General features: G+C 69.2%; 11 protein-coding genes. 3 read left to right on the top strand and 8 right to left on the bottom strand.

Annotation, left to right across the window (positions count from 1 at the left end):
* Positions 1 to 2 precede the first annotated feature (2 nt).
* Entirely contained in the window at positions 3 to 638 is a 636-nt protein-coding gene (locus FHR36_RS17465) for a mycothiol-dependent nitroreductase Rv2466c family protein (RefSeq protein WP_308199414.1), read from the bottom strand.
* Between the two features lie 195 nt (positions 639 to 833).
* Here FHR36_RS17465 and pepN point away from each other — a divergent pair, with 195 nt between their 5' ends.
* On the top strand, positions 834 to 3,392 hold the full coding sequence (pepN, locus tag FHR36_RS17460) for an aminopeptidase N (RefSeq protein WP_253798201.1): 2,559 nt from the start codon (positions 834 to 836) through the stop codon (positions 3,390 to 3,392).
* 134 nt (positions 3,393 to 3,526) lie between these two features.
* On the opposite strand, the gene FHR36_RS17455 is transcribed toward pepN, so the two are convergent.
* The 6 genes from FHR36_RS17455 to acnA form a co-directional block, all read right to left on the bottom strand.
* Complete coding sequence (locus FHR36_RS17455; protein WP_253798199.1) at positions 3,527 to 4,471, bottom strand: carbohydrate ABC transporter permease; 945 nt, start codon at positions 4,469 to 4,471, stop codon at positions 3,527 to 3,529.
* Positions 4,472 to 4,484: 13 nt separating this feature from the next.
* Positions 4,485 to 5,417, bottom strand: a complete 933-nt coding sequence (locus tag FHR36_RS17450) for a carbohydrate ABC transporter permease (protein WP_253799365.1) — start codon at positions 5,415 to 5,417, stop codon at positions 4,485 to 4,487.
* A 79-nt stretch (positions 5,418 to 5,496) separates the two neighbouring features.
* Complete coding sequence (ngcE, locus tag FHR36_RS17445) at positions 5,497 to 6,906, bottom strand: N-acetylglucosamine/diacetylchitobiose ABC transporter substrate-binding protein (RefSeq protein WP_253798197.1); 1,410 nt, start codon at positions 6,904 to 6,906, stop codon at positions 5,497 to 5,499.
* Between the two features lie 381 nt (positions 6,907 to 7,287).
* Positions 7,288 to 8,589 (bottom strand): glycoside hydrolase family 18 protein, encoded by a 1,302-nt coding sequence (locus tag FHR36_RS17440; RefSeq protein WP_253798195.1) that lies wholly within the window; start codon positions 8,587 to 8,589, stop codon positions 7,288 to 7,290.
* A 142-nt stretch (positions 8,590 to 8,731) separates the two neighbouring features.
* Positions 8,732 to 9,361, bottom strand: coding sequence for a maleylpyruvate isomerase family mycothiol-dependent enzyme (locus FHR36_RS17435; RefSeq protein WP_253798193.1), 630 nt, complete (start codon positions 9,359 to 9,361; stop codon positions 8,732 to 8,734).
* A 69-nt stretch (positions 9,362 to 9,430) separates the two neighbouring features.
* Positions 9,431 to 12,076 carry an aconitate hydratase AcnA gene (gene acnA, locus FHR36_RS17430; protein WP_253798190.1) on the bottom strand — a complete coding sequence of 882 codons (2,646 nt, stop codon included), beginning with the start codon at positions 12,074 to 12,076 and terminating at the stop codon, positions 9,431 to 9,433.
* Between the two features lie 353 nt (positions 12,077 to 12,429).
* Here acnA and FHR36_RS17425 point away from each other — a divergent pair, with 353 nt between their 5' ends.
* Positions 12,430 to 12,831, top strand: coding sequence for a type II toxin-antitoxin system VapC family toxin (locus FHR36_RS17425; protein ID WP_253798188.1), 402 nt, complete (start codon positions 12,430 to 12,432; stop codon positions 12,829 to 12,831).
* 235 nt (positions 12,832 to 13,066) lie between these two features.
* Positions 13,067 to 13,612 (top strand): superoxide dismutase family protein, encoded by a 546-nt coding sequence (locus FHR36_RS17420; RefSeq protein ID WP_253798186.1) that lies wholly within the window; start codon positions 13,067 to 13,069, stop codon positions 13,610 to 13,612.
* A 43-nt stretch (positions 13,613 to 13,655) separates the two neighbouring features.
* Here the strand turns inward: FHR36_RS17420 and argF are convergent, their stop codons facing one another.
* The gene (gene argF, locus FHR36_RS17415) at positions 13,656 to 14,657 is read right to left on the bottom strand and encodes an ornithine carbamoyltransferase (RefSeq protein WP_253798184.1); all 1,002 of its coding nucleotides are present in this window, start codon (positions 14,655 to 14,657) and stop codon (positions 13,656 to 13,658) included.
* Positions 14,658 to 14,732: the final 75 nt, after the last annotated feature.

Raw genomic sequence — 14,732 nt, 5'->3', positions numbered from 1 at the left:
GGTTACTCGAAGGACGGGCCCTTGGTGCGGGTCCGCTTGATCTCGTAGAAGCCCGGCGTGGACGCGACCAGCACGGTGCCGTCCCACAGCCGGGCGGCGGCGTCACCGCGCGGGGTGGGGGTGACGACGGGTCCGAAGAAGGCGACGCGGTCGCCGTCCGGGCCGTCGACGGCGATCACCGGGGTGCCGACGTCCTCACCGACCAGGCTGATGCCCTCGCGGTGCGAGGCCCGCAGCGCGTCGTCGTACGCGTCGGTGTCCATCGCGTCGGCCAGTTCGACCGGCAGCCCGGCCGCCTCCAGTGCGGCGACGACGGTCTCCCGGGTCTTGGGCAGGCCCTGGTTGTGGAAGCGGGTGCCGAGCTCGGTGTAGAGCGGGCCGAGCACCTTGTCGCCGTGCGCCTGGGCGGCGGCGATCAGCACGCGGACCGGGCCCCAGCCGGCGGCCATCAGCTCCTGGTACTTCTCCGGCAGGTCCTCGCGGTTCTCGTTCAGCACCGAGAGGCTCATCACGTGGAACCGGGTGTCCACCGGGCGGAGCTGCTCGACCTCCAGCATCCAGCGGGAGGTCATCCACGCCCACGGGCAGATGGGATCGAACCAGAAGTCGGCGATCTTGCGGGAGTCGGCAGTCGTCACGGACGCGTCCTTCGGGTCTGTCGGGTGGTTCGGTCACGAGGGACGGGTCGTCCCCTCCGGGATGCAACCGCCGGGGGTCGCCCGTGATTCCGCCACCGGTGCAATGGCACAGCGGGTACGGCGTGAAAGGATGCCCCCGAAACAGCTCCATGAGAGTTTTTCGAGACCTGGGGACCCGTACAAAGGAGTACCGCCGTGCCGGGCAAGAACCTGAGCCGCGACGAAGCCCGCGAGCGGGCCGAGATCATCGAGGTGGACGGCTACCGCGTCCAGCTCGACCTGACCTCGGCGACCGACCCGGCCGCGAGCACCTTCCGTTCCACCACCGCCATCACCTTCCGCAGCACGGCCCCGGGCGCCTCGACCTTCGTCGACCTGCTCGCCCCGGCGGTCCGCTCGGTCACGCTGAACGGCCGCGAGCTGGACCCGGCGAAGGTCTTCGACGGCGCCCGGGTGCAACTGGACGAGCTCGCCGCAGAGAACGAGCTGACCGTGGTCGCCGACTGCGCCTACAGCCGCACCGGCGAGGGGCTGCACCGCTTCGTCGACCCGGTCGACGGCGAGACGTACCTCTACACCCACTACGAGCCGGCCGACGCCCGCCGGGTGTTCGCCAACTTCGAGCAGCCGGACCTGAAGGCGCGGTACGTCTTCACGGTGACCGCGCCCGCCGCGTGGGACGTCTACAACAACGCGGAGCACACCGCGGTCGAGGACCGCGGCGACGCCCGGGTCTGGCAGTTCGGCGAGACGCAGCCCATCTCCACCTACCTGACCGCCGTGGTGGCCGGCCCGTACCACGTGGTGCGCGACCACTACCGCCGCGAACTCACCGACGGCAGCGTGCTGGAGATCCCGCTGGCCGCCACCTGCCGCCGCTCGCTGGCGCAGTACTTCGACGCGGACGAGATCCTCACCGTCACCAAGCAGGGCCTGGACTTCTTCCACGAGGAGTTCGACTTCCCGTACCCGTTCGGCAAGTACGACCAGTGCTTCGTGCCCGAGTACAACATCGGCGCGATGGAGAACCCCGGCTGCGTCACCTTCCGCGAGGAGTTCGTCTTCCGGTCGAAGGTCACCGAGGCGGCGTACGAGGGCCGGGCCAACGTCATCCTGCACGAGATGGCGCACATGTGGTTCGGCGACCTGGTCACCATGAAGTGGTGGGACGACCTGTGGCTGAAGGAGTCCTTCGCGGACTTCATGGGCTCGTTCTCGCAGATCGAGGCGACCAAGTACCAGGCGGCGTGGATCACCTTCGCCAACCGTCGCAAGGCGTGGGCGTACCGGCAGGACCAGTTCCCCACCACCCACCCGATCACCGCGGACATCCGCGACCTCGAGGACGCCAAGCTCAACTTCGACGGCATCACCTATGCCAAGGGCGCCTCGGTGCTCAAGCAACTGGTGGCGTACGTCGGCCGGGACGCCTTCTTCGAGGGCGCGCGCCGCTACTTCAAGAAGCACGCCTTCGGGAACACCGTGCTCGCCGACCTGCTCGACGTGCTGGAGGAGACCAGCGGCCGCGACCTCACCTCCTGGGCGGCGGCCTGGCTGCAGACCTCCGGTGTCAACGCGCTGACCCCCGAGGTCACCACCGACGCCGAGGGCCGGATCACCGAACTGGCCGTCGTCCAGGACGGCCGCGTGCTGCGTCCGCACCGGATCGCCATCGGCCTCTACGACCGGGACACGGACGGCGCGCTGGTCCGCACCGACCGGATCGAGCTGGACGTGACCGGCGAGCGCACCGTCGTCACCGCCGCCGCCGGCCGGCCGCGGCCCGCCCTGGTGCTGGTCAACGACGACGACCTGACCTACTGCAAGATCCGCTTCGACGCCGTCTCGCTCACCACCCTGCGCGACGGCCTCGGCGACCTCACCGACCCCCTCTCCCGTGCCCTGGTCTGGTCCGCCGTCTGGAACCTGACCCGCGACGGCCTGATCCCGGCCCGCGACTACATCGACCTGGTGCTGCGCTTCGCCGGCGAGGAGTCGGACATCGGCGTGCTGCAGTCCCTGCACCTGCAGGCCAAGGGCGCGCGCGACCTGTACACCGCGCCCGAGTGGCGCGCCGAGGGCGCGCGGCTGCTCGCCGAGGGCGCGCTGCGCGAGCTGCGCGCCGCCGCCCCCGGCAGCGACCACCAGCTGGCGTGGGCGCGCTTCCTCACCGAGACCGCCCACAGCGCCGACCAGCTCCAGCTGGTCCGTGGCCTGTTGGAGGGCACCGCCCGGATCGACGGCCTGGAGATCGACCAGGAGCTGCGCTGGGCACTGTGGCTGGCACTGGCCTCCGCCGGCGAGGCGCGCGGCGAGGAACTGGCCGCCGAGCTGGAACTCGACAACACCGCCAGCGGCAAGCGCCACGAGACCGAGTGCCTGGCCGCCCTGCCGACGCCCGGTGCCAAGGCCGCCGCCTGGTCCGCCGTGGTCGACTCGGACGAGCTGCCCAACGCCCTGGTCGAGGCGCAGATCTCCGGCTTCAACCAGGCCGGCCGACGCGACCTCACCGCCGGGTACGTCGAGCCGTACTTCGAGCTGCTCGAGGACATCTGGGCGCAGCGCACGATCGAGATCGCGATGCGGATCGTCGGCGGGTTCTTCCCGCGCTACCAGACCACGCAGGCGACCCTGGACGCCACCGACGCGTGGCTCGCCGCCCACGAGAGTGCCGCACCGGCGCTGCGCCGCCTGGTCCTGGAGTGCCGCGACGACCTGGCCCGCGCGCTGCGCGCACAGAAGGCAGACGGATAAGCCCAACAGGGGCTCGGGGCTCTACTCATGAGCGGCTCCGCCGCGGGGCGAGGCCCGCCCCGGGGTTGGCGCACTTTGCTGGTGTCGCCATCCCCGGGGCGGGCCTCGCAGTTCCCCGAGCCCCTCTAACGCACTTACTTGAGCGTCGCCGAGGTCAGTCCCGCCTGCACCTGTCGCTGGAAGGACAGGTACACCACCAGCACCGGCAGCATCGCGATCGTCATGCCGGCGAACAGGGCCGGCGCGTCGCTCTTGTAGCCGGACTGCAGGGCGAGGTTGACCAGGCCCTGGGCGAGCATCGAGTGGTCGGCCTCACCGGCGGAGGTGGGCTGCATCAGGGTGACCGGCAGGATGTACTGGTTCCACTGGCCGAGCACGTTGAAGATTCCGACGCTGATCAGGCCGGGCTTGGCCATCGGCACCATGATCTGGAAGAACGCCCGGGTGTGCGAGCAGCCGTCCAGCATCGCGGCCTCGTGCACGGCGGTGGGCAGCGTCCGGAAGAACGAGTACATGAAGAAGACGGTGAACGGCAGCGAGTACGCGACGTACACCAGGATCAGGCCGGCATAGCTGTTCAGGCCGAGGTACGGCGAGATCTCACCGAGGTTGCGGACCATGAAGAACAGCGGCACGAGCGCCAGGTACACCGGGAACATCGAGCCGGCGACGAACAGGTAGTAAATGACCTTGTTGCCCTTGAACTCGTACCGGGCGAGCACGTAGGCGGCCATCGAGCCGAGCAGCATGGTCAGGGTGACGGAGCCGAGCAGCACGATGACGGTGTTGACGAAGAACCCGCCGATGCCCTTCTCCCAGGCGCGCCCGAAGGCGTCGAACTTGAAGGCGGAGGGCCAGCTCCAGGCGGAGCCGTTGATCTGGGCGTCGGTCTTGAAGGCGCCGAGCACCACCCAGGCGAGCGGCAGGACGATCATGATCGCCCACACCGCCAGGAAGCCGTGCGAGAAGACGTTCAGGACGCCGCCGCCCTCGCCGAAGCGCTGGGAGCGGTCCTGGGCCGGCCGGCGGCCGGAGCTGCGCTGACCGGGAACACTCGCGGCCTTGTCGATCGTGGTCATCACAAGTCCCCGCTCAGTACTCGATCTTGTCGCGCTTGGTGGCCCAGAGCGAGACGACGGTCAGGATCAGCGTGAAGAAGAAGATCACCACGCCCATGGAGCAGGCGTAACCGGCCTCGCCGTTGCGCAGGAAGCTGCGCATCAGGTACGTGGAGATCAGTTCGCTGTGGTGGTCGGGGCCGCCGCCGAAGTACGCGCCCGGGGTGATCGAGGAGACCAGCGCGAAGGCGTCCATGGCGACGATGGCCAGGTAGACCCAGGCGGTCTGGACGGTCTCCCAGAGCAGCGGCAGGGTGATCTTGAAGAAGGTCTGCCCGCGCTTGGCGCCGTCCAGCAGCGCCGCCTCGTAGATGTCCTTCGGGATGGACTGCATGGAGGCGGAGAAGAGCACCAGGTAGAAGCCGACGCCGGACCAGACCAGGACGGCCAGCACGCACCACATGACCATGTCCGGGTCCGAGAGGAACTGGACCGGGTCGTTGACGCTGGAGAGGCCGAGCTTGATCAGGATGCCGTTGGCCAGGCCGCTCTGGTCGGTGCGGTAGACGGCGCCCCAGAGCACCGCGAGGATCGCGATGGAGAGCACCTGCGGGAAGAAGAAGACGACCTTGTAGAAGCCGGCGCCCTTCACGCCCTGGATGCCGCCGGTGCCGCCCTTGCCACCGACGTTGAGCATGAACGCGAAGAACAGCGCGATCAGGATGGTCACGATCGGCAGCAGGACCAGCAGCAGCAGGTTGTGCCAGAGCGCGGTGCCGAAGACCTCGTCATCGAGGAGTCTCGTGTAGTTGTCCAGGCCGATGAAGTTCATGTCCTGGCTCGCCCCGGACCAGTCGGTCAGCGAGTATCCGAAGGTCTGCGCGTAGGGCCAGAGCACCAGGCCCACGTACAGCACGATCGGAAGAAAGAGGAACCCCACGATGAAGGGGTACTTGCCGTGACGCATGGTCACCTTCTCCTGTCCGTCAGGCGGGCGCCCCGGGGGAGGTTCGGGTCCCCCGGGGCGCTGTGGTGATTCCGACCGGTCAGGCGGTCTTGTTCTTGGTGGCCGACTCCTTGGCGCGCTTGATCCACTCCGCCGGAGTGATGCGCTTGGCCATCAGCTCGCCCGAGGCGTTCTGCAGGTCCTCGTCGAACTTGGAGGCGGTGTTCGGGTACTGGAAGTTGAAGGTGTTGGCTCCGGCCGCCTTCAGCGCGACGACGGTCGAGGCGGTGCCCGGCTTCAGCTGGACCTCGGGGCCGACACCGTCCTTGAGGCAGGTGAGGCTGTTGGCGGTCTGGGCGAACTTGCCCGAGGCCTCCTTGGTCAGCATCTTGCGCAGGAACTCCAGGCCGCCGGCCACGTTCTTGGCCTTGGCCGGGACGATGAAGGGCTCACCGGCACCGGCGCGGATGGCCTCGAAGGGCAGCTTGTCGCCGGGCAGCGACGGCATCGGCAGGAACTTCATGTCGAAGTCGGCCGGGGTTGTTGCCAGCTGCTCGTTCTCCAGCCAGGAGCCGGAGGGGATGAACGCGGCCTTGTACTGGTTCCACGCCGTCTGCGACTCGGTGTGGGTCATGCCGTTGGTGCCGGGGAGCAGGAAGTCCTTGTCGACGATCTGGAAGAAGGCGTCGAGGACGGTCTTGATGGCCGGGTCGTCCCACGCGGTGGCGTCCAGCGCGTCGATCCGCTTCATGAGGTCCAGGCCGCCCTGCTTGGCGATCATGTCCATCATGACGACGTTGATGTAGTACGGGTACTTGCCCTGGTGCGCGACCGGGGCGATGCCCTTGGCCTTGATCTGGCCGCAGAGGTCGATGAACTCGGCCCAGGTCTTCGGCGCGGTCCAGCCGTTGTCCTTGAACAGCTTGCCGGAGTACCAGAAGCCGAACACGGTGTAGACGTAGGACAGGTTGTAGACCTTGCCCTTGACGGTGCCCGACTCGATGGTGCCGGGCATCAGGACGTCGCGGACCTTCTTGGTCGGGTCGTCCAGGTACGGCGCGTCCAGCAGCGGGGCCAGGTCGGTGAGCTGGTTGGAGTCGGCGAGGACGTCGAGCTTCATCTGCTTGGCGCCCGAGTCGTCGATGACGTCCGGCGGGGAGCCGGCGTTGAAGCGCGGCTGCAGCTTGCCGGTGACGTCCTTGTCCGCCTGGTGGTTGACCTTGGCGCCCGGGAACTGCTTCGAGTACATGGCCTCGAAGGCCTTGGCGTACTCGTTGCCGTAACCGCCGTCGAAGATGAAGACCTCGAGGCCGTCGGCGTCCTTGACGCCGAACGGGTTCTTGGCGTCGGTCAGGTTGTAGCCGCCGGCCCCCTTGGAGCCCTTGTCGGAGCTGCCACCGGTACCCCCGGCGCAGGCGGCCAGCAGCGAACCGCCGCCGGCGGCGAGCACGGCGACACCCGCTGCTCGCTTGAAGATGTCACGACGGTTGTACTCGGTTGCAGAGCCCATGAGTGCCCTAACCCCTCGGTGTCCAGAGATTGCGGACCAGACCTGACGGAGCGTCAAGTCCTGTTGGCCATACGTGCCCAGCGGCGAAGCTGCCGGTCAGAGGCGGTTTTGATGATGCGCAAAGGTATAGTCCACTGTTCACCTGGCGGCAATAGTCAGCCCGCCCGATGCCAGTCGTGACAGCCAAAGCGTTGTCGGCGGTGCAGCATGTGCAATGTGCAGGGACCCTGCACATTGCGTGTCCGCGCCACCAACGACGGAGAATGTAGCGCGATAATGTTCGTTTGAACATAGAAATGCGCAGCTTCGCGCACCACGACACTCAAATCGTGATACGCGAAGCCGCGCACGGGGGGCTGCGGGCTGCTCGGCGACCGGGGGCTACCGGAGGCCGCGGTCCAACGCCGAGACCAGCGAGCCGCCGCTGTCGTCGTTGTCCAGTGCCCAGATCATCACGCCGCCGAGCCCCTGGCAACGGGTGTACTCGGCCTTCCGGGCCAGCAGCTCGGGGGTGTCGTACGACCAGAACTCGGTGCCGTCGTACTTCCAGCTGGCACCGTGCTCACGGTCGTAGTACACGGTGCCGGGCAGGTCCTTGATCTGGTTGTACGGCAGGTTCCCGCCCCGGGCCAGGCCGGTGGCCGCCTGGTAGAGGCCGTGCTTGTCGCCGGCCGCCACGCCGGTCCACCCGTAGCCGTAGAACGGCACGCCGGGCACGGCCTTCCTGGCCGGCAGGCCGCGGTCGAGGTAGTGCCGGACCACCCGGTCCGCGCTGTAGCCGCGGTTGTCGGCGGCCACGTCGGCCGGGTCCGAGTAGAGGTTGGCCTGGTGGTCGGTCGGGCCGAGCGACTCCCAGGGGCCGTGCAGGTCGTAGGTCATCAGGTTGAGCCAGTCCACCGCCTTGGCGACCTTGGGGATCTCCAGCTGATCGGCCTTGGCCTCACCCGCCGGGACGGCCGCGGTGAGCAGGTAGTGCGGCCCCTTCTTCCCGCTCAGCGCGTCCAGCTGGCGGCGGAACTCCTGCATCAGCAGCGTGTAGTTCCGGCCATCCTCCGGGCGCACCACGTTGCCGGCGTCACCGCCACCACCCGGGTACTCCCAGTCGATGTCGATGCCGTCGAACACCCCGGCGCCGGAACCCGCGCCGCCCTCCAGGGAGCCGAGCTGGGGCAGGTTGCCGCGCAGGTAGAGGTCGATGCAGGAGGAGACGAACTTCCGGCGCGAGGCGTCGGTGGCGGCCGCGTCCGAGAAGTACTTCGACCAGCTCCAACCGCCCAGCGACATCACCGCCTTGAGCTGCGGGTTCTTCGCCTTCAGCTTGCGCAGCTGGTTGAAGCTGCCCTTGAGCGGCTGCTCGGCGGTGTCGGCCACGCCGTCCACCGACTCCGCGGCGCCCACCGGGCGCTGATAGTCGGCCCAGGCGTCGCCCACGCCGGCGCCGTTGGCCTCGAAGCAGGTGCCGTCGGCGGAGACGTTGCCGAAGGCGTAGTTGATCACGGTGAGCTTGCCCGCCTGGCCGCTCTCCTGGACGTTCCGGGCGGAGAAGCCGCTGTAGATGCCCCACTGGGTGAAGTACCCGACCCGCTGCCCCTTGGGGCCCTGGTGCGCCTCGGCGGTGGTCGGCGCGACGAGCAGTGCGCCCAGGGTGGCGGCCGCGAGCGCGGCCGAGATGCGTCTGGTCATTCCGTGAATCTCTCCGATTCAGCGTCAATTGGTCTGGACCATGTGCTGATCAGAGGTTTAGTCCACCCGGGCGGGGCGACACAAGGGGAACGACCGGATCGGTGCGGACCGGTGCAGTCGGGTTCGGGGCGGGTTCGGGCGGCTACATGCGGGCGGTCAGGGTGGGCAGCCCGGCTCCCGACAGGCCTCCCAGGCCCGCGGGGCGGCCCGTGACGGCCAGCAGCAGGTCGAGCATCGGCCCGCTCACCTCCGGCCCGCTCCCGGCCGACCAGTCGGCGTCCACGGCCCGCAGGGTCAGCCCGGCCACCCGGCGCTTGCCGCCGATCAGCAGGTTGGAGCTCCGGTAGAAGTCGGCGCAGCGGGTCAGTGCCTCCACCGGGTAGGCGTGCACGATGCCGAGCGGGCGGCGGATGTCCTCGCCGTGCACCACGGTCTCGCCCAGCCAGGAGTCGACCGGGCCCGGCGGGTGGTCGGTGGAGTCCAGCTGCTCGGCGAAGCGGTTCAGAGTGTCCAGCGAAGTGCCCCGGTTCAGTTCGGCGATCTCCCGGGAGGCCATCACCTCGAAGCGGAAGCCCGCCCTGGCCATCTTCAGGAAGAAGCCGGGCGGGGTCATCCGGGCGGTCGCGGTCATGTGCGCGAGGGTGTCCCGGACGGTCCGGCCCGGGCAGAGCGAGGGCGTGGCCCACTCCTGCGGGGCGAGGTCCTGGACGTCCGCCAGCAGGGCCCGCCGCTCGGCGTGGATCAACGGCCACGCGTCCGTCTTGGTCGCCATACCACCGTCGTAGCACGCCGAAGGCCGGACCGCTCGGAAGCGGTCCGGCCTTCGGTCCTACGTGGTGGGTCAGCCGATCAGGCTGCGCAGCACGTACTGCAGGATGCCGCCGTTGCGGTAGTAGTCCGCCTCACCGGGGGTGTCGATGCGGACGACCGCGTCGAAGGTGACGTCGCCCGCGGTGACCTTGACGGTCTTCGGGGTGCGGCCCTCGTTCAGCTCGGTCACGCCCTCGAAGGAGAAGGTCTCCTCGCCGGTCAGGCCCAGCGAGTCGGCGGTCTGGCCGGCCGGGAACTGCAGCGGCAGGACGCCCATGCCGATCAGGTTCGAGCGGTGGATGCGCTCGTACGACTCGGCGATGACGGCCTTGACGCCCAGCAGCGCGGTGCCCTTGGCGGCCCAGTCGCGGGACGAGCCGGAGCCGTACTCCTTGCCTGCCAGGACGACCAGCGGGATGCCGGCGGCCTGGTAGTTCTGCGACGCGTCGTAGATGAACGACACCGGGCCGTCGGCCTGGGTGAAGTCGCGGGTGTAGCCGCCCTCGGTGCCCGGCGCGATCTGGTTGCGCAGGCGGATGTTGGCGAAGGTGCCGCGGATCATGACCTCGTGGTTGCCACGGCGCGAGCCGTAGGAGTTGAAGTCACGCTTCTCCACACCGTGCTCGGTGAGGTACTGCGCCGCCGGGGTGCCCGGCTTGATGTTGCCGGCCGGGGAGATGTGGTCGGTGGTGACCGAGTCGCCCAGCTTGGCCAGGACGCGGGCGCCGGCGATGTCGGTCACCGGGCTCGGGGTCTTGGCCATGCCCTCGAAGTACGGGGGCTTGCGGACGTAGGTGGACTCGGCGTCCCACTCGAAGGTGTTGCCGGTCGGGACCGGGAGCGACTGCCAGCGGTGGTCGCCGGCGAAGACGTCCTGGTAGCCCTTGTCGAACATGGCCTGGTCGATGGAGCCGGCGACGACGGCGGCGACTTCCTGCTCCGACGGCCAGATGTCGGCGAGGAAGACGTCGTTGCCGTCGGCGTCCTGGCCCAGGGCGTCGCGGGTGATGTCGACGTTCATGTTGCCGGCGAGGGCGTAGGCGACCACCAGCGGCGGGGAGGCCAGGTAGTTCATCTTGACGTCGGGGTTGATCCGGCCCTCGAAGTTGCGGTTGCCGGAGAGCACCGAGACGACGGCCAGGTCGGCGTCGTTGACGGCCTTCGAGACCTCCTCGGGCAGCGGGCCCGAGTTGCCGATGCAGGTGACGCAGCCGTAGCCGACCAGGTTGAAGCCCAGCTTCTCCATGTACGGGAGCAGGCCGGCCTTCTCGTAGTAGTCCATGACGACCTTGGAGCCGGGCGCCAGGGTGGTCTTGACCCAGGGCTTGACGTGCAGGCCCTTCTCCACGGCCTTCTTCGCCAGCAGGGCGGCGCCCAGCATGACGGAGGGGTTGGAGGTGTTGGTGCAGGAGGTGATCGAGGCGATCACGACCGCGCCGTTGTCGATCTCGTAGGCCGAGCCGTCGGGGGCGGTGACGGTGGTCGGCTTCGAGGCCTGCTCCGAGTAGGTCGGCAGGGCCTCGGCGAACTTGGTCGCGGCCTCGGCCAGGATCACGCGGTCCTGCGGGCGCTTCGGGCCGGAGATCGACGGGACGACGGTGGAGACGTCCAGCTCGAGGTACTCGGAGAAGACCGGCTCGACCGACGGGTCGTGCCAGAGGCCCTGCTCCTTGGCGTACGCCTCGACCAGGGCGAGCTGCTGCGCGTCGCGGCCGGTGAGCTTCAGGTAGTTGATGGTCTCGGCGTCGATCGGGAAGATCGCACAGGTCGAGCCGAACTCCGGCGACATGTTGCCGATGGTGGCGCGGTTCGCCAGCGGGATGGCGGTGACGCCCTCGCCGTAGAACTCGACGAACTTGCCGACCACGCCGTGCTTGCGCAGCATCTCGGTGATGGTCAGCACCAGGTCGGTGGCGGTGGTGCCGGCCGGCAGCTGGCCGTTGAGCTTGAAGCCGACCACGCGCGGGATCAGCATGGAGACCGGCTGGCCGAGCATCGCGGCCTCGGCCTCGATGCCGCCGACGCCCCAGCCCAGCACGCCCAGGCCGTTGACCATGGTGGTGTGCGAGTCGGTGCCGACGCAGGTGTCGGGGTACGCCTGGCCGCCGCGGACCATGACGGTGCGGGCCAGGTGCTCGATGTTGACCTGGTGCACGATGCCGGTGCCGGGCGGGACGACCTTGAACTCGTCGAACGCGGTCTGGCCCCAGCGCAGGAACTGGTAGCGCTCCTTGTTGCGGCCGTACTCGATCTCGACGTTCTGGACGAAGGCGTCCGGGGTGCCGAACTTGTCCGCGATGACGGAGTGGTCGATGACCAGCTCGGCCGGGGCCAGCGGGTTGATCTTGGACGGGTCGCCGCCCAGCTCCTTCACGGCCTCGCGCATGGTGGCGAGGTCGACCACGCACGGCACGCCGGTGAAGTCCTGCATGATCACGCGGGCCGGGGTGAACTGGATCTCCTCCGACGGCTCGGCCGTCGGGTCCCAGCCGCCCAGGGCGCGGATGTGGTCGGCGGTGATGTTCGCGCCGTCCTCGGTGCGGAGGAGGTTCTCCAGCAGGACCTTGAGGCTGTACGGCAGCCGCTCGGAACCCTCGACGGCGGAGAGCTTGAAGATCTCGTACGACTCGTCGCCCACCTGCAGCGAGCTGCGGGCGTCGAAGCTGTTCGCGGACACGACTGACTCCTTCTGGGTCCACCCGGTGGTAAGGTAAGCCTTAGCTAAGCCGCCTTCGCTTACCGAGCCGATGATGGAAGGCGTGCGCCTCTCGGCAAGTATCTTGACGTCAAGATAAATCGTAGCGTGAAGTTATCTCGATGTCGAGATAAACCATAGTGCATGGCTGCGTCCAAACTTCACCCGCGGATGGCTCCGCGCAAGCGCTGGCCCGCCGTGTCGCCCGCGCCGGTGCCTCTGCCCTCTGCCGGCCGCGGACCGGACCTTCGGAGAGGCGCCCCGGGAGCTCCGACTACCGTGGGCCCGGGACCGCCAGAGCGGCGGTGCACAGGGACGGGCCGGGGGCTGCTCAGATGATCGTGGTGGACGCGTCCGCGCTGGTACTGGCGCTGGCCGACGAGGGCGAGCGGGGCGTCGAGGCCCGCGCCGAACTGGCCGCCGACCCCGAGTGGGCGGCACCCGAACACCTGCTGATCGAGGTGATGCAGTCGGTGCGGGGCCTCTTCCTCGCCAAGGAGATCACCGCAGAGCGCGCCGCGGAACTGGCCGCCGAACTCCCGACGGTCGTCTTCGACAAGATCGAACTCGCCCCGCTGCTCGGCCGGGTCTGGGAACTCAAGGACAACCTCACCCCCGACAACGCCGCGTACGTCGCGGTGGCCGAACGGCTCGGCGCGCCCCTGGTCACCGCCGACCTGCGGCTGATGCGGGCCAGCGGTCCGCGCTGCGAGATCCGGGGCATCGGGGCGCGCTGAGGGCGGGAGCGCGAGGCCGGCGGGAGCGCGAGGCCGGCGGGGGCGCAAGGCGCAGGGAGGGCTGGGGCGCGAGGAGCGTGGGCCGCGGCCGGGCGGGGCGGGCCCACGGGTAGGGCGGGGCCGCGGGCAGGGGCATCCCCTTTCGGGTGACTTCCCGGCACGGCGGCACCCGTCGGGGCCGGCGGACCGCCACGGTGGGCGGTGTCCGCCGCCCGGTCCGTCGGAAGAGCCCGCGATGCCCCTCCCGCCCGCCGCGTCCCTGCTGCCGCTCGTGCTGGTACCCGTCCTCTCGCCGCCCATGGTGGTGGACGCCCGCTTCGACCGGGCGGACGGCTTCGCCCCGGCCGCAGCGGTCAGCCACGTCACCGACCTCGTCCCGTACGGCTCGCATGTGCGTGTCACGGTCACCCGCGGACCGGGGCGGACCACCGTCGCCCTGGCCGTCGAGGGCCTGGCGCCGCGCCACGAGTTCCCGGCGCACGTGCACACCGGCCGCTGCGGGCTCGACCCGGCCGCGTCCGGACCGCACTACCAGGACCGGGTGGACGCGGCGCAGCCTTCCGCCGACTCCGCGTACGCCGACGGCGACAACGAGCTGCGGCTGACCCTGCGCACCAACGCCGACGGCGCCGGCCGCACGCAGACCACCGTCCCGTGGACGTTCCGCCCGGACGAGGCGCACTCGCTGGTCCTGCACGCCGGCCGGCAGTCGGGTGGGCACCAGCCGACCCGCGCGTACCAGTCGACCGATCGGGCAGCCTGCGTCAACGTCGACTTCTAGAACCCCGGTCGGACCCCCGGGGGACCGCTACGAATCCGGGGCCTCACGACCCGAGGGTCGCCACCAGAACGGCCTTGATGGTGTGCAGGCGGTTCTCCGCCTGGTCGAAGACCACCGAGTGCGCCGACTCAAAGAGCTCGTCGGTGCACTCCAACTCCGCCATGCCGGTCAGCTCGTACATCTGGCGGCCGATCTCGGTACCGAGGTCGTGGTAGGCCGGCAGGCAGTGCAGGAACTTCACCGCGGGGTTGCCGGTGGCCCGGACCGTGTCCATCGAGACCTGGTACGGCTTCAGCAGGGCGATCCGCTCGGCCCAGACCTCCTTGGGCTCGCCCATGGACACCCAGACGTCGGTGTAGAGGAAGTCGGCCCCGGCCACGCCGGCCGCCACGTCGTCGGTCAGGGTGATCCGGGCGCCGGTGGTCTCGGCCAGGGCCCGGGCCGCCTTCTGCACCTCCTCGGCCGGCCAGAGCTCGGCCGGCGCCACGATCCGGATGTCCATCCCGAGCATCGCGCCGGTCACCAGCAGCGAGTTGCCCATGTTGAAGCGGGCGTCGCCGAGGTAGACCAGGGTGGTCTCGGTGAGCGGCTTGGTGCCGTGCTCCGTGATGGTCAGGATGTCGGCCAGCATCTGGGTGGGGTGCCACTCGTCGGTCAGGCCGTTCCACACCGGGACACCCGCGAAGGACGCCAGCTCCTCGACGATCTCCTGCCCGTGGCCCCGGTACTGGATGCCGTCGTACATCCGGCCGAGGACCCGAGCGGTGTCCTTGATCGACTCCTTGTGGCCGATCTGTGAACCGCTCGGGTCCAGGTACGTGGTGGTGGCGCCCTGGTCGTGCGCGGCGACCTCGAACGCGCAGCGGGTGCGCGTCGAGGTCTTCGCGAAGATCAGGGCGATGTTCTTGCCCCGGAGCCGGGGCTGCTCGGTACCCGCGTACTTCGCCGCCTTGAGCTGCGCCGCGAGGTCGACCAGGTGGCGGAACTCCTGCGGAGTGAAGTCGAGCTCCTTGAGGAAGTGCCTGTTCCGGAGGTTGAACGCCATGCCGGTCTCCTGGGTCGTCATGCGGACTGAGACGGGAAGTCTATACGAGTATTCGAATTACTATGCAGTCGATTC

The sequence above is a fragment of the Kitasatospora cinereorecta genome (genome assembly GCF_024172095.1).
Taxonomy (GTDB): domain Bacteria; phylum Actinomycetota; class Actinomycetes; order Streptomycetales; family Streptomycetaceae; genus Kitasatospora; species Kitasatospora cinereorecta.
The sequence above is the reverse complement of the archived record's forward strand: the minus strand, read 5'-3'. Positions and strand labels throughout refer to the sequence as shown.

Coding starts and splice junctions, on each gene's coding strand:
- FHR36_RS17455 (WP_253798199.1), bottom strand. CDS start 4,471: ATGACCACGATCGACAAGGCCGCGAGTGTTCCCGGTCAGCGCAGCTCC.
- FHR36_RS17450 (WP_253799365.1), bottom strand. CDS start 5,417: ATGCGTCACGGCAAGTACCCCTTCATCGTGGGGTTCCTCTTTCTTCCG.
- ngcE (WP_253798197.1), bottom strand. CDS start 6,906: ATGGGCTCTGCAACCGAGTACAACCGTCGTGACATCTTCAAGCGAGCA.
- FHR36_RS17440 (WP_253798195.1), bottom strand. CDS start 8,589: ATGACCAGACGCATCTCGGCCGCGCTCGCGGCCGCCACCCTGGGCGCA.
- FHR36_RS17435 (WP_253798193.1), bottom strand. CDS start 9,361: ATGGCGACCAAGACGGACGCGTGGCCGTTGATCCACGCCGAGCGGCGG.
- FHR36_RS17425 (WP_253798188.1), top strand. CDS start 12,430: ATGATCGTGGTGGACGCGTCCGCGCTGGTACTGGCGCTGGCCGACGAG.
- FHR36_RS17420 (WP_253798186.1), top strand. CDS start 13,067: ATGCCCCTCCCGCCCGCCGCGTCCCTGCTGCCGCTCGTGCTGGTACCC.
- argF (WP_253798184.1), bottom strand. CDS start 14,657: ATGGCGTTCAACCTCCGGAACAGGCACTTCCTCAAGGAGCTCGACTTC.